Raw genomic sequence first — 18,220 nt, 5'->3', positions numbered from 1 at the left:
CTACTCCGCATAGCGCTCAAGGGCATGGCGGAACTGGGTGGCATCCACATTGCCGCCCGAGGCCACGACGATCACCGCCTCGCCCTCGATCTCGCCCCTGCGCAGAAGGGCTGCGGCCAGCGCCACCGCGCCGCCCGGTTCCAGCACCAGTTTCAGCCGTGCAAAGGCCAGCGCCATTGCGTGCAGCGCCTCGTCCTCGGACACGGCAAGCCCCGGCCCGCAGAGGCGTTTGATGATCGGAAAGGTGATCTGGCCGGGCTGCGGCGTCAGGATCGCGTCGCAGATATTGCCGCCCTCGCGCGGGTTGCGTTCGATCTGGCCCGACGCAAGCGAGCGGCGCATATCGTCGAAGCCTTCCGGCTCGCAAGGGCGCGCGCGCAGGCCCGGCGCATGCCCCTCCAGCGCCAGCGCAATACCCGAGGTCAGCCCGCCACCGCCGCAACAGACCAGCACATCCGCTTCGCTCACACCTGCGGCCTTGGCCTGCCGCGCGATCTCCAGCCCGGCCGTGCCCTGCCCGGCGATCACCTGCGGCTCGTCATAGGGCTTGATCAGGGTCAGGCCGCGCGTTTCGGCCAGTCCCGTGCCGATCTCTTCGCGGCTTTCACGCTCGCGGTCATAGAGCACCACTTCGCCGCCCAAAGCTCGGGTGTTGTCGATCTTCATGCGCGGCGCGTCCGAGGGCATCACGATGGTTGCGGGCACGCCGTGGAGCGCTGCCGCATGGGCCACGCCCTGCGCGTGATTGCCCGAGGAAAAGGCGATCACGCCGCGCGCGCGGGTCTCGGCATCCAGCGCCGAAATGGCCGACCACGCGCCGCGAAACTTGAAGCTGCCAGTATGCTGCAGGCATTCCGGCTTGATCAGAACGCGCCGTCCGGCAAGCTCGTCCAGAAAGGGCGAGGACAGCAGGGGTGTCTCGCGGGCATGGCCCTTCAGCCGGTCTGCGGCAGCTTCGATAAGGCTGAGGTCGGTCATATCTGTTCCAAAACCTGGTGAATAATGTCGAGCGCCTCGGGTTCGTCCAGAAACGGAACATGACCGCGATCGGGTACTTCGGCAGAGACAAGGCCCGGATGACCATCATGCATCTTTTGCAGCGTTTCAGCGGTGAAGAGGTCGGAATTCGCGCCGCGTATCACGCCGGTCGGGATGGGTTTCAGCGCCTCAAACAGAGGCCAGAGATCGGGCGGCGGCCCGGCCTGCGCCTGTTCCAGCAGCGCGTCGCGCAGCTTGGCGTCATAGCGTAGGGTAAGCCCGCCCTTGGTCTCGTCATACTGAAACGCCGCCTGCGCGCGCCAGCGCTCCAGCGGGACGCCGGGAAATTCGGGGTCCATGAACTTTTTGAGGCCCACTGCCGCCTGATCCAGCGTTGTGGAATTGGGTGCTATGCCGACATATCCCATGATCCGTTCCAGCCCGGCAGAGGCGATCTCGGGGCCGATATCATTCAGGATGACTGCCGCCAGACGGCCGGGATGGGTCGCGGCCAGAACCATCGACACCAGACCGCCACGTGACGTGCCCAGCAGCGCCACCTTGTCCAGGCCCAGATGGTCGAGCAACTCGATCACATCCTGCGCCTCGCGCCCGATATTGTAGTTCATATGGTTCGGATCAAAATCCGAGCCGCCGCGACCGCGAAAATCCAGCGTCAGCAGGCGCAGGCGGTCCAGATGCGGTTTGACGAAGTTGAAATCATCGCCATTGCGGGTCAGGCCCGGCAGGCAGAGCAGCGGCACACCCGTGCCCGCATCACTGAAGTGCAGCTTTAGACCGTCGGTTGTGGTGAAAGATGGCATCAGGCCCTCGCCAGGTCGGGGATGGAGGTCAGGTCGGACAGGATATGCGCCGGTCGCCAGGGCAGGCGGTCAACGGGTTCGCCCGCGCGGTTCACCCACGCCGTGACAAAGCCATATCCGCTGGCCCCGGCAGCGTCCCAGCCGTTGGAGCTGACAAACAGCACCGCGTCGCGGGGGCCGCCAAAGCGGTTCTGCACAAGGTCATAGACCTTTGAGTCGGGTTTGAAGGTGCCAACTCTTTCCACTGACAGCACTTCATCCAGCACATCACCGATCCCAGCCGATTGCACGGCCCCGTCCAGCATCTGAGGCGAGCCGTTTGACAGGATGGCGGTTTGCAGCCCGGCGGATTTCAACGCGGCCAGCATCTGCGGCACTTCCGGGTAGGCCTGCAATTCCCAGTAAAGATCCAGCAGGCGCTGGCGCAGCGCGGGCTGCCCGTCAAGCGCACAGGCCTCAAGCGCCCAGTCCAGCCCTTCCTGCGTGACGGTCCAGAAATCGGTATGGGCACCGGTGATGGCGCGCAGCCAGGTATATTGCAGTTGTTTCAGCCGCCAGTGATTGGCCACTTCGGCCCATTTGTCTGACAAGGCGGGAAATTCTGGTTCTGTGGCGGCCTGCCGCGCGGCGGCGGCCACATCGAACAGGGTGCCATAGGCGTCGAAAACGCAGGTTGTGATTGCCAAGATGCTGCCTCCCCTTTCGGGGCACAGTGGCACAGGTTTTCATCCGGTGAAAGATGCCAGCAGTCAGGTGTGAACAGGTGCAGCCTGACGCTCAGTCGGCGCTGCTGCCATAGCCAAGGAAACCGCCCGTCATGTCGATCACCACAGCCAATCGTGAGCTGTGCGTGCCTCTTTCAGCCGGTTGGGTCGCGCCCGGATATTGGGCGATTTGCGACATATCGGACTGAACCACGGAAATGACGAGGATCAACGCCACCGCTCCGCCTGCGCCATAAGTGGCGAGGCGGATGGTGCGCAGCAATCTGCTGAGCAGCGAGGGTGCGTGTGAGGGCGCGGGTTTGGTGAAATCGAGTGCGGTCATGGGATCAGGGTGATCTGCACTTGCGACAAAAAAACGGCATCGCAATGACGATGCCGTGGTTTTTGTCGCTTTGTTGAATCAGTGGAAACGATACTTACATCGCTTCCGGCTGCGGCATGCCCAACACATGGAACCCGCCATCGACGCGGATGATCTCGCCCGAGGTATAAGCCCCCGCATCCGAGGTCAGGTAAACTGCCGTGCCGCCCACGGCCTCCAGCGTGGCGTTGCTGCGCAAGGGCGCGTTCTGGTCGCAGAATTTCAGCGTCTTGCGCGCGCCACCGATGGCTGCACCCGCCAGCGTTTTCATCGGGCCGGGCGAGATGGCGTTGACGCGGATACCATCGGGGCCGAGGTCATTGGCCAGATAGCGCGTCGCTGATTCCAGGGCCGCCTTGGCCACGCCCATGACGTTGTAATTGGGCACAACCCGGTTCGAGCCCTGGTAGGTCAGGGTCAGGATCGTGCCGCCATTGTCCTTCATCATCGGATAGGCGCGGCGGGACACCTCGATCAGCGAATAGGCCGAGATATCCATCGAGTTCTTGAAATTGGCCCGCGTGGTGTCCAGGAAGCGACCGGTCAGTTCGGACTTGTCCGAATAGGCGATGGCGTGGACCAGAAAGTCGATTGTCGGCCAGCGGACCGCCAGTTGTTCAAACGCGGCATCCAGCGAGTCATCATCGGTCACATCCACATCGACCATGAAATCCGAGCCCACGCTTTGCGCCAGCGGTTCCAGCCGCTTGCCAAAGGCTTCGCCCTGATAGGTGAACGCCAGTTCGGCCCCCGCCTCGTGCATCGCCCTGGCGATGCCCCAAGCGATGGAGCGGTCATTGGCCACGCCCATGACGAGGCCCCGTTTTCCCTGCAATACTTGTGACATCATCTGTTACCCGTTGTATTTCGACAGGATCATCGACCCGTTGGTTCCGCCAAAGCCGAAGCTGTTTGTCATCACGCTGTCGAGCCCAGCATTCAGCACGGTCTCGGTGGCGATTTCCTCGGGCTTCAGGTCAGGATCGAGCGTCTCGACATTGATCGATCTGGTGATGAAATCATGCTCCAGCATCAGCAGCGAAAAGATCGCTTCAAGCGCGCCCGCCGCGCCCTGCGCATGACCGGTCATGGATTTGGTCGAACTGATCGGCGGCTGTTTGCGGTCGGCAAAGACACGGCGCACGGCTTCAACCTCGCCCACATCACCGACGGGGGTCGAGGTGCCATGGGCGTTGATATAGCCCACCTCGCGACCCTCGGGCAGGGTCGACAGCGCCAGCGCCATGGCCCGCTCGCCGCCTTCACCGGACGGGGCCACCATGTCATGGCCATCCGAAGTGGCGGCGTAGCCGGTGACCTCGGCATAAATCTTGGCGCCGCGCGCCTTGGCGCGCTCCAGCTCCTCCAGCACAACGATGCCGCCACCGCCTGAAATCACGAACCCGTCGCGATTGGCGTCAAAGGCGCGCGAGGCCTTGTCCGGCGTGCCGTTATACTTGGACGACATCGCGCCCATCGCGTCGAACAGGCAGCTAAGCGTCCAGTCCAGTTCCTCGCCACCGCCTGCAAACATCACGTCCTGCTTGCCCAGCATGATCTGTTCGGCGGCGTTGCCGATGCAATGCAGCGAGGTCGAACAGGCCGAGGTGATGGAATAGTTGATGCCTTTGATCTTGTAGGCGGTGCTGAGGTTGGCGCTGATGGTCGAGCACATGCATTTCGGAACCGCAAAGGGCCCAATCCGCTTGGTCGCGCCGGTTTTCAGCACGGTCTGATGCGCGCTCAGCATGGCACTGGTCGATGGCCCACCAGAGCCTGCGACCAGACCGGTGCGCGGGTTCACGACATCGCTTTCCTCAAGTCCGGCATCAGCAATGGCCTGACCCATGGCGATATGGGCGTAAGCCGCACCGGGACCCATGAAGCGCAGGGTGCGCTTGTCGACATGCTCCTTGACGTCGATATCCAGCGCGCCCGCGATCTGGCTGCGGAATCCGTATTCTGCCATTTCGGCGCTGGCGGTGATCCCGGATCGCCCTTCCTTGAGCGAGGCGAGAACCTCGTCAACATTATTGCCGATCGATGAGACGATCCCAAGACCGGTGACGACGACGCGACGCATAAGCGTTCTCCTTGAAATCTGGCGTGGGTTAGCTGTCGGTGGCCAGGCCCACTTTCATGTCTTTCACAAGGTAAATCTCTTCCCCGTCCGCCATCACGCGGCCATTGGCCACGCCCAGCTTGAGCTTGCGGTCGATGATCCGGGTGAAATCGACATAATAGGTCAACATCTTGCGGTCAGGCTTGACCATACCCTTGAGCTTGACCTCGCCCACACCCATCGCCATGCCGCGCCCAAGCATCCCGCGCCAGCCCAAGTTGAAGCCGGTCAGCTGCCACAGACCATCCAGGCCCAGACAGCCGGGCATGATCGGATTACCGGGGAAATGGCAGGTAAAGAACCACAGGTCAGGTTTGATATCGAACTCGGCCACCACATGGCCCTTGCCAAACTCACCACCATCGGCCGAAACCTCAGTGATCCGGTCCATCATCAGCATCGGAGGTTCAGGCAATTGCGCATTGCCGGGGCCGAACAGCTCGCCACGGGCGCATTTCAGCAGTTCTTCCTTGTCAAAGCTGCTCGGGTATTGGGCCATGCCTCGGCGTCTCCTGCAATTGGTCGCATGCGTTCTATAAGGCCCCCGTCTAACACCGGCGCGCGTCCTCCTGCAAGAGCAGCGCAACGACACAAATCCGGGCCGCAAGGCATTGCGAATGAATTTCATTTGAAACTTTACCCTGCAGAGCCCTATATAATATAGCGACTGTGTTCAGGTAAGCGATGATGAAGCCAGATAGCCAAGAAATAGCCACCAACTGGCTCGTTGATGCCGGGTTGCGACCCACGCGGCAGCGCGTTGCGCTTGCAGAATTGCTGGTGGGCGACGGAAATCACCGCCACGTCACCGCCGAGAGCCTATTCGAATCCTGCAAGGATACCGGCTCATCGGTATCGCTGGCGACGGTCTACAACACGCTGCGCGCGTTCTGCGAGGCGGGGGTGCTGCAGGAAATTACCGTAGACGGGTCGAAAAGCTATTTCGACACCAACACCCATGATCACCCGCATTTCTTCTGGGAAGATGAAAGCCGCCTGTCCGACGCCCCTTCTGAGGAGCTGGTGATCCAGCGCCTGCCCGACGCGCCGGTCGGGGCCGAGATCGCCTCGGTTGATGTGGTGATCCGGCTGCGCCGCAAATCCTCCTGATCCTCTATTGAGGTCTTGCGCTGAGGACGGCAGGGTATTGGCCTGACCTCCAACAGGTGATCCATGACTCATGCGCTTCTGACCCAATCCGATATCGAGACCTATCAGCGCGATGGCGTGGTGGTGATCCGGGGGCTTTTTGACGGCTATGTGGATCTGCTGCGCGCAGGCATTGCGTCCAATATGGAGGCGCCGGGGCCGTATGCCTCGGAAAACAAAAAAGCGGGCGAGACCGGGCGGTTCTTTGATGATTACTGCAACTGGACCCGGATCGCGCCGTTCCGGCAGGTGATCGAGGCCTCGCCAATGGCCGAGGTGGCCGCCGATCTGATGGGCTCGAACCGGGTGCAGATGTTTCATGATCATGTGCTGGTCAAGGAACCCGGCACCTCGATGGCGACGCCCTGGCATCAGGATGGGCCTTACTACTTTGTGCAAGGCCAGCAGACGGTCAGCTTCTGGGCGCCGCTTGATCCGGTGGACGAGGCGACGCTGCGCTGCGTGATCGGCTCGCATCGCTGGGAAAAAGAGGTGCTGCCGACCCGCTGGGTGGCGCAGGAGGGGTATTTCCCCGACGAAGGTCAATATCTGCCGGTGCCTGACCCCGATGCCGAGGCGATGCCCATCGCCGAATTTGCGATGGAGCCGGGCGATGCCGTCGCCTTCAACTTCCGCACCCTGCATGGCGCGCGGGGAAATACCAGTGACGCGCGACGGCGCGCCTTCTCGCTGCGGCTGGTGGGCGATGATGCGCGCTATGTCGAACGTCCGGGCCCCACCTCGCCACCTTTCCCTGGCCACGGGATGCAGGCGGGCGAGCGGTTGCGTGAGGATTGGTTCCCTGTCCTCTTTTGCAGGGCGTCAGACGCGTTTGACCGCAGCGCCAACGATTGACCCTACCGACCAGGGCCGAACGCTCCAATTTCCGCCATCAAACATCAGATCTCGTTAGCCGACCGACGCGGTGCGCGGCCAAAAGGCAGTTATGAGCCTGCTGCGCCGACAACGAAGGTCGGCTCATGTCAATCGCGACCCATGCCATCCGATGGAAACCCATGGGTCCTGGGCCTGCGTCCTACTTACCTGTCCCTGGCATTAGAGCTGGCTTGATCTGGGGTCTCCCGGTTGGTTTTCAGTGTTGAGCAGCCGCGTGGAGACCGCAAGAGTCTCAGGCGCTGGCGCGATGGTTGTATGTTACGTGGGTTATCATAGCTGAGCCGAGCGCGCCTGACACTGCGGTCAGAACGCAAAAAGGTGTCGTACCGCCGTGTGCTGCAAGGAGCTCGCGGTCGGAGATTTCCAAACCGACCGGTAGAAACGGGACGTGGATGTATTTTGTGTCCGCAGTGTCAAATACGACTTTCAATTCTACATGCTCGGGGATTTCGAAAAACTCGCGCAAGGCCGCTTTTGGGTGTGTCTTTAGCTGGCGCCCAAAGCCTTTGTCGTCCCGTATTTTCTTCAAGATGGAATCCAAGATATTTTGATCATCTCTGAAATGGTTCTCTTGGTACTTCATGTCTTCCACCTTCGCTTAGGTTTCGTTGAGCGAAGCAACGATCGATGCCGATATGGATGCGGTGAGCGTAAAGGCGACGGTAATTGCGCAGCCCGGAGTTGTTCCGCCTTGCACATTCATCAACTCGGCATCTGACACTTCTTTACGCGCTGGCGGGGCAGGGATGTGCAGGTATTTCACCTTTTCAGTGTCGCGCACGACACGGATATCGACATCCCCGAGGATACCATCTCCGAACTCGGCCAGCACTGCCTTCGGATCTGCCTTCAGCGATTGAGCAAAGCTCTCATCATTCCAGATCTTCTCAAGAAAAGCCGCTTTTTGAGCTTCGGCTGAATTGTAACGCTTGGTCTTCATGACTTCCTCCCAATTCTCGCGCGTCGCTGTACAACAAGGCCCGGTTTGCTAAGCGATCGAACCAAGCCAAGCGTGCTCGCCCGGCGTGTTCGCTGTATCGGCCCGCCTATTCCGCTAGAACGCGCGTTTCATCACAAAAGGTCCGGGCCAGCCAGCCGCGAGAGCGCCGCGATCGTTGGTACGGATTTCCAACCACCCCACCGCACGCAACATCTGGCGACAGGCCAGATGTAAAAAACATGCTGCACCGGACGGTCGAACACCTTTTCCTCCTGTCAACAAGATGGGATCGATTGCTTATCTTTAAACTTCGGCTGCATTAACTTCGCTTAAGCTTGCAAAAGGGCTGATCACAGGTCACTTCCGTGGCGGACGGTAGGGGCTTTGCCTGTCCCGGAGATGGACTGAGCTTGGGCTGCAAACATCGGGTCCTTCAACGGACTTGTTTCGATAAACACCGGTTGCTGCTTTTGAACGAGTTGCGCTTCGCCGCCCGCTCGGAGAACCGTGGAAGCCTACATTCGAAACCGTGGCTCAGAAGTCAGCAAAGTCTCGCACGGACGACCTTTGAACAGAAAGAAGAACAGGATCTGTCTGGGGCAGAAATGCGTGAGGCGGCGCATGTTTTTCTACCAGTTCTGTCCTCCGGAAGAGTCAAAGCTCCGAGGCGTTCCATACGCTTTGAACGCTGATGGGGTTGCGATCCGGTCGACCCCGGGGATGGAACCTGTTATCGCAGTGGCATCCAGACCAGCCAGACACAGCCCGGAGTAGCGAGCATGGATGAAGAAACCCCCACGGGCGAGCTGACCCTGCGTACCATGGCGATGCCTCGCGACGTGAACAGCAATGGCGACATCTTTGGCGGCTGGGTGCTGAGCCAGATGGACATGGCGGCGGGAATTACGGCCGGGGCTCGCGCCCAGGGCCGTGTAGCGACGGTTGCGATTGATGCGATGAAGTTCATCCGCCCGGTGCAGGTGGGCGATGTCCTGTGCGTCTACAGCCAGATCCAGCGGGTCGGGCGGACCTCGATGGCAATCGGGCTTGAGGCCTGGGTGCTGCGGGATCGCATCGGCTCGCGGCAGAAAGTGACCGAGGCGGTATTCACATTCGTGGCGATCGATGACGAAGGGCGGCCCCGCCCCGTCGAGGGCTGATCCCTATTTCGAAATCAGAACCTTGCCGGGTTTCGGTTTGGGCCATTTGCCATTGCCCTGCTGGATCACATGGACCAGCTCATGGGCCAGAAGCTTTTCGTTCTTGGCGTCGCCGGGTTTGGCCAGATAGATGTTGAACCCGTTGGTAAAGGCCTTGGCCTTGACCTTCTTGCAGACCTCTTTGCAATCGCCACCCACATGCAGGCGCACCTTGTTCAGCTTTGCCTTGTTGAATTCCTGCTCGATGCCTTTCTTGACGCCGGCAGGCAGCTTCAGCTCTTTGGTGCCCTTGGGAAGCGCATCACATTTCTTCAGTCGCGCCTTTTTGCCCTTGAGCGGCTCGGCGATCTTTTTGACGTCTTCTGGTTTGAGGGCCATCTGGCGGGTCTCCGGTTTCAGGTCATCGGGATTGAGCTAAACCGTCAGCACGCCTGCGGTCTGTGAATGTTTTCACAGCCTCGCGGCGTTTGGGAGGACCGGGCAGGGGGGCTGCCCGGTCGTCACGGGCTCAGGCCAGTGTGATTTCGTCTGCGCTTTCGCGACCGTCGCGACCGGCGCGCAGCTCGTAATTGACCTTCTGGTTGTCGGCCAGACCGGTCAGCCCGGCGCGCTCGACTGCGCTGATATGGACAAAGACGTCCTTGCCGCCATCATCGGGCGCGATAAAGCCGTAGCCTTTGGTGGTGTTGAACCATTTCACGGTGCCTTTGGGCATGCCGCTCTCTCCCTTGTCATAGTTGCTGCCCGCTTGGGTGCGGCAGCCCGGCGTCGTTGTCTGGATCGATAGACTGAGCGCCGGTGGTCGGAGACAGTGGTCGATATCAATAACGTAGCGCCCCTGATATGCCATCCGACAGGCCATCGGGCAAGCCTCGCCATTGCGCGGGACCCCGCGCGCGGCGGACAAAATAGCGAAAATCTGCTAGGATAGGGCGATCAAAACAGCCAAGGGGAGGGCGATATGACTTATGTGACAATCACCACCTGGGAAAATGCCGATGGGGTCGATTATGACCTGACCATCCAGAGTATTACGGAAAAACGCCTGCCCGCGCTGCGGGAATTGGGTGCGACCCGTGTGACCGTGGTGCGCACCAGCGAGCGCACAAGCGCTGCGATCAGCGAATGGCCCGATGCCGCCACCCGCGATGCCGCCGAAACCGCCATTGCCGCCGTGCGCAGCAAAGTGCAGTCCGAGGATTTTTCACGCATGACCGGAGAAATGAAGGGAGAGGTCGTCGCCGAAGTGTAGGATGGGTGTGACCACCCATCCCGAGCTCTTACTCTGCCGATTCAGGCGAGTTGGATGTTTGTCGCGCTTTCGCGGCCGTCACGGCCTGCTTCGACGTCAAACGTCACTTTCTGGTTGTCGGCAAGGCCGGTCAGGCCTGCGCGCTCGACAGCGCTGATGTGGACGAAAACGTCCTTGCCACCGGTTTCCGGTGCGATGAAGCCGAAGCCTTTGGTGGTGTTGAACCATTTCACGGTGCCATTGGCCATATCCGTGGTCTCCTGTTTTGATCTGTTGCCCGCGTCAGTGCGGCAACCCGGCGTAGTCGGTCTGGATCGATAGACTGAATGCCGTGTGAAGGAGACAGTGGGTCGAAAAAGAATAACGTAGCGCGTTTTACATGGGCGCGAACCGGTTGGATTGCAAGAGATTTTGCGCAACCCACGACAAAGCGGCGGTTTCCCCCGTCATTTGGGCAAACCGAGGCGCGGCGCGGGCATTTGCCCCGCCGATTTGTCTGTGTGTTTCTCTGTCTTTCCGGTTGGGCCAAGGAAAGTGGCGGCGCCGCCAATGCGGAAGGTGGGACGGGGTGATTCCCCGCGCCATGAAGCTGTCATATGCGCCCCTTGTGCCAGAAGGGGCCCGTTTCCTGTTGGGCCGGGGTGTCAGACCCGGACCGATGTCGCGACGGAGGGGAGTTTTGCCCGTAGTCGGTTAAGGGGCGGTGAGCAGGGCGCGCGGTGCTCCGGGTTGGCCTTTGGTGGCCTGAGCGCCACGGGCGCGCTAGACTGCCTGTATTTCCTGACCCCGAATTGAGGATTTCCAGATGTCCGCACCGCATGTCGTCACTGTGATTGGCACTTTCTCGATCCCTACCGAAAACGCCGCCGCCTTCCGCGAAAACTGTGCCGCCATGGTGGCGTTACGCGACAAAGAACCGGGCCATCTGGCCACGGCCTATGGCTTCGGCGCTGATGGCATGGCGGTCTCGCGTGAGGATTATGAAAGTGCCGAGGCGGTTCTGCAGCATATGCAGGTGGGTAGCCATATTTTCGAGAGCACCCGGGCGCTGGTCACGATCACCGGTGTTGAGCTGCATGGGCCTGCGGATGAGCTCGACAAGCTACGCGATCTATTCGGCACCATGTCGCCCCGGTACTTCGTCACGGAATACGGGTTCAGGCGCTAGAATCGCTTATTGGGGATGTCGCGGCCCTGAGTGCAGGGCCGCGACCGAAACTGTGTCAGAGCATCTGATAGCTGACCGGCACAAAGCGGAAACCATCGCCGCGTTGTTCGACAAAACCGGCGGCGGGGAAGGGCATGTGATAGCCGATCATCGGCACCCGGTCGGCGGCCAGCATGCCCAGCACATCGCGGCGGGACTGGGTGGCGGCGGCCTTGTCCATGTCGAAGGTGACCTCCCATTCGGGATGGGCGAAGGACCAGACATAGTGGTTGGCCAGATCGGCGGTCAGCACCAGTTGCTGCCCGCCGCTATCCAGCAGATAGACCATATGGCCCGGCGTATGGCCAAAGGCCGCTTTGGCGGTGATGCCCGAGGCGACACTGCCGCCATCTTCGATAAAGCTCATCTTCTCGGCCATCGGCGTGACATTGGCCTTGACCATGTCGCCCACGCGGTTGCCCTCATCAGCCTTGGCCCAGAAATCATACTCGTTTGATGCGGTCACATAGCGGGCATTGGCAAAGGTCGGTGCGCCCTCGGTCATCATACCGCCGATATGGTCGGGATGCATATGGGTCAGCACCACCACGTCGATCGCATCCGGGCTGACGCCCACCGCGTCCAGCGCGGTGACGATTCCGCCCTGGCCGAGCCCGGTGTCAAACAGAACGAGTTCGCCGCCCGCATCCACCAGCGTGGGCGTAAAGAAGAACTGCGCGCTGTCGGCGGGGATGAAGTTTTCTTCGGAGACCCTTTTGAAGTCTTCGTCCGACGCGCCGCCGCCGAAGATCTCTTGGGCGTCATCCCGCATGACGCTCCCATCCAGCAATGTGGTGACCGTCATGTCGCCCAGCTTGAAGGTGCGCGCCACCGGTGTAGCGGCCTTGCCGCCATGGCTTGCAGCCAGTGATGGGGTGGCGATTGCTGCGGCGGGCAGGGCGGCGGCGGATGCAATGGCCGCGCGGCGGGTGAGTTTGAGCGTCATGGTCTTCCTCCTGTTGGTGGCTTTCTTCGCCAGATAGGTCGCGAATCCGGACTTCCCAGCCCTGTTTTATCGCATCTATGTGATCGCGGCACAGAATGATAAAAACTTAATCTATGACGCAGAACAAAACCCTCCCGACCGGCGCTGATGTGAACGTGTTTCTGGACGCGGTGGAGCCCGCCTCCAAAGCTGCGGACGCGCGGGTGCTGGACAAGCTGTTTCGCCAGGTGACCGGGTTCGAACCGGTGATGTGGGGGCCGACTATTGTGGGCTATGGCCGCTATCACTATCGCTATGCTTCGGGGCGCGAGGGCGACTTTCTCGCCACCGGGTTTTCACCGCGCAAGGCGGCCCATTCGATCTATATCATGCCAGGCTACGCGGATTTCGGGCCAATCCTGTCACGATTGGGCAAACACAAGACGGGCCGGTCCTGCCTTTATGTGAACAAGCTGGCGGATATCGATCTGGACGTTCTGGGCGAACTTATCCGGGCCGGGCTGCGCGATCTGGAGCGTCACTGGCCGGTCGCGCCGAGCTGAGGCGCGGGCCGCGGCATGCGCGTCCTGTTTGCCATGGATGCCCGATAGTCACAGGTTGATCACGGCGTTGGCGCACAATGTTGGATTGTGCGACCTCTGTCGCTTACTACTTGGGCATCCGTAGCGCTCTGGTCACAACGGACGTCATCGCGGGTACCGAGGATAGCGCAGAGAGGTCGAGCCGTGCAGATACCAGCCCCGATTGAACGCATCAGCGCGTTCATCAGCCAGTTCTTTGTTGTCTTTGTGATCATTTCCGCCCTTTGGAGTTGGAACAGCCCGCAGGCTTTTGCCTGGGCAAGCGACAAGATCCCGCTGCTGCTGGGCATCCTGATGTTCGGGGCCGGCGCAACGCTGACGGTGGATGAGTTCAAGGAGGTGGGAAAACACCCGCTTTATGTCCTCGCCGCCGTCGCATCGCAATTCATCATGATGCCGCTTCTGGCCTTCTTTCTGGTCGAACTGGTTGATCTGCCTGACGTGGTTGCGTTTGGCGTGATCCTAGTCGGGGCGTGCCCGGGCGGGATCGCCTCGAATGTGATCACCCTGATGGCACGGGGCGACGTGGCCCTGTCGGTCTCGATCACCTCGGTTTCGACTCTGCTATCGCCGATCATGACGCCGCTGCTAGTCATCCTGCTGACTGGTTCGGATATCGACGTGGCACCGTTCGATCTGTTCCGCTCCATCGTGATGATCATCATCGTACCAATCAGTCTCGGACTCATCGCCCGGATGATCTTTGGACCCAATCTGGCCGATCTGATGAAGGTGCTGCTGCCGGTGATGAGCACTTTTTCCATCATGAGCCTGACCGGTGCCACTGTAGGCGCAAACAAAGAGGTCATCGCATCCGTCAGCAACGTGATCGTCTTTGTCGTCATCGCCCATAATGTGCTGGGCTATCTCGGAGGCTACGGGGTTGCCCGGCTGGTCGGCCTGCCATCGCGCCAGCGCAAATCTTATTGCTTTGAGATTGGGATGCAGAACTCGTCGCTGGCGGTTGCGCTGGCGACCTTGCATTTTGCACCAGCCGCTGCGGTTGCCGCCGCCATCTTCGGCGTCTGGCATAATATCTCGGGTCCCGCTCTGGCCTCGCTCTGGGCGTGGCGCGATGCAAAGCGCGGCATAACCGACTAGTGGACGGGTCCGTTGCTGGACAAAGCGGTGTGGCTGTGACAACAGACGCGCCAACAGGAGACACCCATGACCACCACCCGTTTCGCCCCCTCGCCCACCGGCTATATCCATGTGGGCAACCTGCGTACCGCGCTGATGAACTATCTGATCGCCCGCAAGGCCAGCGGCACGTTCATCTTGCGCATCGACGACACCGACCCGGAGCGGTCGAAGGAAGAATATGTCGACGCCATCAAACAGGATATGGAGTGGCTGGGCCTGCACTGGGACCGGATCGAGCGGCAGTCTGAGCGGCTGGACCGCTATGCCGAGGCTGCGGACAAGTTGCGCGGGATGGGGCGGTTCTATGAGGCGTTCGAGACGCCGACCGAGCTGGACCTCAAGCGCAAGAAGCAACTTAACATGGGCAAGCCGCCGGTCTATGACCGCGCCGCCCTCAGCCTGAGCGACGATGAGAAAGAGGCGCTGCGCGCCGAACGTGGCAATGGGGTCTGGCGCTTCAAGCTGGATCAGGAACGGATCAACTGGAGCGACGGCATTCTGGGCGAAACCTCGATCGATGCCGCATCCGTGTCCGACCCGGTGCTGATCCGGGGCGATGGGCAGGTGCTCTATACGATTGCCTCGGTGGTGGACGATACCGAGATGGGCGTCACCGATGTGGTGCGCGGCTCGGACCACGTGACCAACACAGCAACCCAAATCCAGATCATCGAGGCACTGGGCGGTACTTGTCCGCGCTTTGCCCACCACTCGTTGCTGACCGGCCCGCAGGGCGAGGCCTTGTCCAAGCGTCTGGGCACCTTGGCGCTGCGCGATCTGCGCGAGGCGGGCGTGCAGCCGATGGCGCTGCTCAGTCTGATGGCGCGGCTGGGGTCTTCGGACCCGGTCGAGTTGCGCAGTGACATGAGTGAGTTGGTCGAAGGCTTCGACATCACCCGCTTTGGCGCGGCCCCCACCAAGTTTGACGTGCAGGACCTCTATCCTCTGACCGGTCGGTATCTGCAGTCGCTGCCGCTCTCGGCGGTGGCCGATGCCGTTGCGGGGCTGGGCGTGCCGCTGGATATTGCCGAGCCGTTCTGGCTGATGGCACGCGAGAACATCACCACGTTGAACGATCTGGCAAGCTGGTGGGCGCTGTGCCGCGACGGGGCCGAACCGCTGATCGCGGACGAAGATACCCATTTCATCGCGCAGGCCATGACATTGCTGCCCGAGGGACCGCTCGGCCCCGATAGCTGGGGGGAATGGACCTCCGCCGTGAGAGAGGCGACGGGCCGCAAGGGTAAGGGGCTGTTCATGCCGCTGCGCAAGGCGCTCACGGGGATGGAGCGCGGGCCGGAGATGGCCACGCTGCTGCCGCTTCTGCAAGTGATCCGCGCGCGGGCGTAGTCCTAGCCGGTCTTGCGCAGAACCATCCGCAGGCCCAAACAGGCTAGCTCAATCTCGGCGGGGAACCGGCGAGTGAGCATCGCCCGGTCCTGCGCCGACAGCTTTCGGTGATCAAACGCGCCATGCGAGGTCGCCTCCAGCCAGTCGAAAAGAGCTTGGAGATTCTCGTAGCGTAGTGGCGTCTCGGGCCAGTCCAGCTTCTCGATCGCAAGCGCGTGAGGAGCGATCAAAGCGCGCCAGCCGACCTCGTCCAGATAGACGTTTTCCCCGAGCGCTTTGGCGCCTTCCGGCATCATGAGCAACAACTCGATCAGGGTTTCGATCGGTGCGCCGAGGAACTCGGTGACCATGCGCCCGCCCGGGCGCAGAACCCGCTCGATTTCGCTGAACAGGCGGTTTTGGTCCAGCACCCAATGCAGCGTATAGTTCGAATAGATGAGGTCAATGCTGCCATCGGACACCATCGACAGATCTTCGGCTTTTGTCTGAACGAAACGTATCGTCGGGAAGCTTGCGCCAAATTGCGCGCGGGCCTGCGCAAGGCGCTGCGGGTCGGGATCGATGGCGGTTAACTGACCGCTGGCTCCGATCCTTCGGGCCAATTCAGCGGTCAGCTCTCCGGTACCGCATCCCAGGTCGAGCACATGTTCGCCGTCCTTTGGTGCGGCGGTCTCGATCAAGCAGGTGCCCCGGTCTCGCTGCCAATGGCTGACCTCGGAATAGAGCTTCGCAAGTTTGCGCGTATCGCGCGACGATCCCGCCGGGGCGTCTTTCATATCGTACCTCCCCGGCGGGTTTCGCAAGCGCTGCTCGACTGGGCAGGCACCCTAGTTGAACCAGCTATCCACCGTCTCTGCATTCGCTTCCACCCAGGCCTTGGCGAACTCTGCCGGGTCCTGGTTTTCCACCGCCAGCGCATAGGTCATTGCCGATAGCGTGTCGGTGTCCAGTGAAACATTGCTTAACATCGCCGCCACTTCGGGCTGGTCGGCCTCAAGAGACGCCGCATAGCCGATATTGAGCGAGGCGGTGTCCCAGGCGACGCCCGCTGTCGATTTTTCCAGCCAGCCCGGCGTGGGCGAGGGTGGTACAATCACCCATTTGCTCGCGTCATAGGCGGGTTCGTCCAGAACCACCAGATCGTGACTTACAAACATGTGATGCGGGGTGTAGCAGAAGAAGACGATATCCCTGTCCGCCTCGATCGCGGCCTCGACATCGGCGAGCGCTGCGGCTTCCTCCATCACCTTCAGGTCCATGGTCTTGTCGTACCCATAAGACCGGGCGCGGATCTGTTCGATCGGGGTTGATCCCCAACCTTCCGCACCGATCCAGACCTCGCCTTTGCCATTGCCGTCAGTGTCAAAAAGCTTGGCCATATCCGGGTTGCGCAACTGCTTGATATCGGTGATCCCGGTTCTGTCTGCAGTGCCTTTGGAGACGCACATCGCCTGCGTCCCTTCGGCGGCGTGGGGCTTTAATTTGATCGACTTCTTGCCGTCGACATATTGCCGTTTGAGGTGGTCGAGATTGGGCATCCACGCTTCGGGATGGACATGGATCGTCCCGGCATCCATCCCCTCGAATACGGCGGTGTTGGACCCGTCCTGAAGCGCCACCTCCAGGTCGAGCCTGTCCTCGACTGCGACTTTCAGGATATGCGCCGTTGCCTGAACAGAAGGCCAGTTCGGCACGCCGATCACCACATCCGCTGCCATCACGGCGGGCGCATGGGATATCAGCGCAGCCGCGCAGCAAAGTGTCATCAGTTTGTTGGGAAACATCTCGAACTCCTCTGTGAAAGGGTTGTCGATCAACGAAAGGAGCCGGATTCGCATCCATCACATCAATCGCTTATATCCCGATGATACTTAATTCGCGGTTGGATTGCCACGGCGTGTATCGATGGCTGTCTGGCAGGGGTAGCGCGCTTGCCGCCTCAGAGCGTTTCGACCAGATCCACCCCGATCCGCGCCAACCGGTCATCGACAAAGCGGATCTCCTCGGCGCTCAGCGCCTGATGGCGGGCATAGCGCGGGGCCGCGCGGTCGTTCAGCACCGGCCCGGTCCAGCCATCGGTGGTGGCGATAAAGCGGTCGACACCCTCTGGCCCATAGACCCGCAAATAACCTTGAAACACCACGTCGAGGTAGCTCAGCACAATAGGATGGGCTGCCGTTGCAGGCGCGTGCTGATGTTCGGGCACCGCATAGACCGCGATCTCGACCGGTTTGCTCAGCGGATGCGAGATCGCCTCGGTTGCGGCGATCCGGTCATAGGCCCATTCGCGTTCATCCAGCGCCTGCCAGTCATCACCCGGCACATGGGCGATCATGCCATCGATCTCGGCCTGCGGGTCGGGGATCGCGGTCAGAAAGGCCACCGGGCGCAGATCGGTATGCCGCCAGGCCCGCCGCCAGCCGCGCAGCGTGGCGCGCTGGGGGTCGGGAAAGTCATGGGTGGCGGTGTTCACCAGGCTACCATAGCCAAAGAAATAAGGGTCTGCCATCGATTGTACCATGCGCAAGTTGGCGATTGATGTATGTCAAACCGGTATTTTGCCGCTTGTGCAATACAGGTGCATC

Annotated in this window: 24 protein-coding genes; 8 read left to right on the top strand and 16 right to left on the bottom strand. The window is 61.0% G+C overall.

The window, feature by feature from the left end; translation table 11 throughout:
* The 7 genes from Q5Y75_RS10440 to fabA all read right to left on the bottom strand — a co-directional run bounded on the left by Q5Y75_RS10440 (nucleotide 1) and on the right by fabA (nucleotide 5,509).
* Complete coding sequence (locus Q5Y75_RS10440; protein WP_306196999.1) at nucleotides 1-978, bottom strand: threonine ammonia-lyase; 978 nt, start codon at nucleotides 976-978, stop codon at nucleotides 1-3.
* Nucleotides 975-1,802 carry an alpha/beta fold hydrolase gene (locus tag Q5Y75_RS10435; RefSeq protein ID WP_306196997.1) on the bottom strand — a complete coding sequence of 276 codons (828 nt, stop codon included), beginning with the start codon at nucleotides 1,800-1,802 and terminating at the stop codon, nucleotides 975-977. The genes Q5Y75_RS10440 and Q5Y75_RS10435 overlap by 4 nt, the downstream gene beginning before the upstream one ends.
* Nucleotides 1,802-2,488, bottom strand: coding sequence for a haloacid dehalogenase type II (locus tag Q5Y75_RS10430; protein ID WP_306196996.1), 687 nt, complete (start codon nucleotides 2,486-2,488; stop codon nucleotides 1,802-1,804). Before Q5Y75_RS10430 ends, Q5Y75_RS10435 begins: the two co-directional genes overlap by 1 nt.
* A gap of 91 nt (nucleotides 2,489-2,579) precedes the next feature.
* The gene (locus tag Q5Y75_RS10425) at nucleotides 2,580-2,849 is read right to left on the bottom strand and encodes a hypothetical protein (protein ID WP_306196994.1); all 270 of its coding nucleotides are present in this window, start codon (nucleotides 2,847-2,849) and stop codon (nucleotides 2,580-2,582) included.
* A 94-nt stretch (nucleotides 2,850-2,943) separates the two neighbouring features.
* On the bottom strand, nucleotides 2,944-3,735 hold the full coding sequence (locus Q5Y75_RS10420; RefSeq protein WP_306196992.1) for an enoyl-ACP reductase FabI: 792 nt from the start codon (nucleotides 3,733-3,735) through the stop codon (nucleotides 2,944-2,946).
* Nucleotides 3,736-3,741: 6 nt separating this feature from the next.
* Nucleotides 3,742-4,971, bottom strand: coding sequence for a beta-ketoacyl-ACP synthase I (gene fabB, locus Q5Y75_RS10415; protein WP_306196991.1), 1,230 nt, complete (start codon nucleotides 4,969-4,971; stop codon nucleotides 3,742-3,744).
* Between the two features lie 28 nt (nucleotides 4,972-4,999).
* Complete coding sequence (gene fabA, locus Q5Y75_RS10410; protein WP_306196989.1) at nucleotides 5,000-5,509, bottom strand: bifunctional 3-hydroxydecanoyl-ACP dehydratase/trans-2-decenoyl-ACP isomerase; 510 nt, start codon at nucleotides 5,507-5,509, stop codon at nucleotides 5,000-5,002.
* 188 nt (nucleotides 5,510-5,697) lie between these two features.
* Here fabA and irrA point away from each other — a divergent pair, with 188 nt between their 5' ends.
* Both irrA and Q5Y75_RS10400 read left to right on the top strand, forming a co-directional pair.
* A complete protein-coding gene (gene irrA, locus Q5Y75_RS10405; protein ID WP_306196987.1) occupies nucleotides 5,698-6,120 on the top strand; it encodes an iron response transcriptional regulator IrrA in 423 nt (140 codons plus the stop codon).
* A 63-nt stretch (nucleotides 6,121-6,183) separates the two neighbouring features.
* Nucleotides 6,184-7,014: a phytanoyl-CoA dioxygenase family protein gene (locus Q5Y75_RS10400; protein ID WP_306196985.1), complete on the top strand. Its 831-nt coding sequence runs from the start codon at nucleotides 6,184-6,186 to the stop codon at nucleotides 7,012-7,014.
* A gap of 274 nt (nucleotides 7,015-7,288) precedes the next feature.
* Here the strand turns inward: Q5Y75_RS10400 and Q5Y75_RS10395 are convergent, their stop codons facing one another.
* Both Q5Y75_RS10395 and Q5Y75_RS10390 read right to left on the bottom strand, forming a co-directional pair.
* Nucleotides 7,289-7,639, bottom strand: coding sequence for a hypothetical protein (locus Q5Y75_RS10395; protein ID WP_306196984.1), 351 nt, complete (start codon nucleotides 7,637-7,639; stop codon nucleotides 7,289-7,291).
* A gap of 15 nt (nucleotides 7,640-7,654) precedes the next feature.
* Nucleotides 7,655-7,996 (bottom strand): hypothetical protein, encoded by a 342-nt coding sequence (locus tag Q5Y75_RS10390; protein ID WP_306196982.1) that lies wholly within the window; start codon nucleotides 7,994-7,996, stop codon nucleotides 7,655-7,657.
* Nucleotides 7,997-8,775: 779 nt separating this feature from the next.
* Here Q5Y75_RS10390 and Q5Y75_RS10385 point away from each other — a divergent pair.
* Nucleotides 8,776-9,156, top strand: coding sequence for an acyl-CoA thioesterase (locus Q5Y75_RS10385; RefSeq protein WP_306196980.1), 381 nt, complete (start codon nucleotides 8,776-8,778; stop codon nucleotides 9,154-9,156).
* A 3-nt stretch (nucleotides 9,157-9,159) separates the two neighbouring features.
* Here Q5Y75_RS10385 and Q5Y75_RS10380 read toward each other — a convergent pair whose 3' ends face one another.
* Nucleotides 9,160-9,534 carry an eCIS core domain-containing protein gene (locus Q5Y75_RS10380; protein ID WP_306196979.1) on the bottom strand — a complete coding sequence of 125 codons (375 nt, stop codon included), beginning with the start codon at nucleotides 9,532-9,534 and terminating at the stop codon, nucleotides 9,160-9,162.
* A 130-nt stretch (nucleotides 9,535-9,664) separates the two neighbouring features.
* Entirely contained in the window at nucleotides 9,665-9,871 is a 207-nt protein-coding gene (locus Q5Y75_RS10375) for a cold-shock protein (RefSeq protein ID WP_306196977.1), read from the bottom strand.
* Nucleotides 9,872-10,117: 246 nt separating this feature from the next.
* On the opposite strand from Q5Y75_RS10375, the gene Q5Y75_RS10370 reads away from it, so the two are divergent.
* Complete coding sequence (locus tag Q5Y75_RS10370; protein ID WP_306196976.1) at nucleotides 10,118-10,408, top strand: hypothetical protein; 291 nt, start codon at nucleotides 10,118-10,120, stop codon at nucleotides 10,406-10,408.
* 41 nt (nucleotides 10,409-10,449) lie between these two features.
* Here the strand turns inward: Q5Y75_RS10370 and Q5Y75_RS10365 are convergent, their stop codons facing one another.
* Nucleotides 10,450-10,656, bottom strand: a complete 207-nt coding sequence (locus tag Q5Y75_RS10365; RefSeq protein WP_306196975.1) for a cold-shock protein — start codon at nucleotides 10,654-10,656, stop codon at nucleotides 10,450-10,452.
* Nucleotides 10,657-11,213: 557 nt separating this feature from the next.
* Between Q5Y75_RS10365 and Q5Y75_RS10360 the strand changes: the two genes are divergently transcribed.
* The gene (locus Q5Y75_RS10360) at nucleotides 11,214-11,576 is read left to right on the top strand and encodes an antibiotic biosynthesis monooxygenase (protein WP_306196973.1); all 363 of its coding nucleotides are present in this window, start codon (nucleotides 11,214-11,216) and stop codon (nucleotides 11,574-11,576) included.
* 55 nt (nucleotides 11,577-11,631) lie between these two features.
* Here the strand turns inward: Q5Y75_RS10360 and Q5Y75_RS10355 are convergent, their stop codons facing one another.
* Entirely contained in the window at nucleotides 11,632-12,561 is a 930-nt protein-coding gene (locus tag Q5Y75_RS10355; RefSeq protein ID WP_306196971.1) for an MBL fold metallo-hydrolase, read from the bottom strand.
* Between the two features lie 113 nt (nucleotides 12,562-12,674).
* Between Q5Y75_RS10355 and Q5Y75_RS10350 the strand changes: the two genes are divergently transcribed.
* From Q5Y75_RS10350 to gltX, 3 genes are all read left to right on the top strand, one after another.
* Complete coding sequence (locus Q5Y75_RS10350) at nucleotides 12,675-13,103, top strand: DUF1801 domain-containing protein (protein WP_306196969.1); 429 nt, start codon at nucleotides 12,675-12,677, stop codon at nucleotides 13,101-13,103.
* A gap of 183 nt (nucleotides 13,104-13,286) precedes the next feature.
* On the top strand, nucleotides 13,287-14,243 hold the full coding sequence (locus Q5Y75_RS10345; RefSeq protein ID WP_306196967.1) for a bile acid:sodium symporter family protein: 957 nt from the start codon (nucleotides 13,287-13,289) through the stop codon (nucleotides 14,241-14,243).
* A gap of 66 nt (nucleotides 14,244-14,309) precedes the next feature.
* Nucleotides 14,310-15,635 carry a glutamate--tRNA ligase gene (gene gltX, locus Q5Y75_RS10340; protein ID WP_306196965.1) on the top strand — a complete coding sequence of 442 codons (1,326 nt, stop codon included), beginning with the start codon at nucleotides 14,310-14,312 and terminating at the stop codon, nucleotides 15,633-15,635.
* 2 nt (nucleotides 15,636-15,637) lie between these two features.
* On the opposite strand, the gene Q5Y75_RS10335 is transcribed toward gltX, so the two are convergent.
* The 3 genes from Q5Y75_RS10335 to Q5Y75_RS10325 form a co-directional block, all read right to left on the bottom strand.
* Nucleotides 15,638-16,411 (bottom strand): class I SAM-dependent methyltransferase, encoded by a 774-nt coding sequence (locus Q5Y75_RS10335; protein ID WP_306196963.1) that lies wholly within the window; start codon nucleotides 16,409-16,411, stop codon nucleotides 15,638-15,640.
* Nucleotides 16,412-16,462: 51 nt separating this feature from the next.
* Nucleotides 16,463-17,419, bottom strand: coding sequence for an ABC transporter substrate-binding protein (locus Q5Y75_RS10330; RefSeq protein WP_306196962.1), 957 nt, complete (start codon nucleotides 17,417-17,419; stop codon nucleotides 16,463-16,465).
* Between the two features lie 155 nt (nucleotides 17,420-17,574).
* Nucleotides 17,575-18,144, bottom strand: a complete 570-nt coding sequence (locus Q5Y75_RS10325; protein ID WP_306196960.1) for a gamma-glutamylcyclotransferase family protein — start codon at nucleotides 18,142-18,144, stop codon at nucleotides 17,575-17,577.
* Nucleotides 18,145-18,220 lie beyond the last annotated feature (76 nt).

It is taken from the genome of Ruegeria discodermiae (genome assembly GCF_030758345.1).
Taxonomy (GTDB): Bacteria; Pseudomonadota; Alphaproteobacteria; order Rhodobacterales; family Rhodobacteraceae; genus Ruegeria_C.
This window is presented reverse-complemented; position numbering and strand designations above follow the sequence as displayed.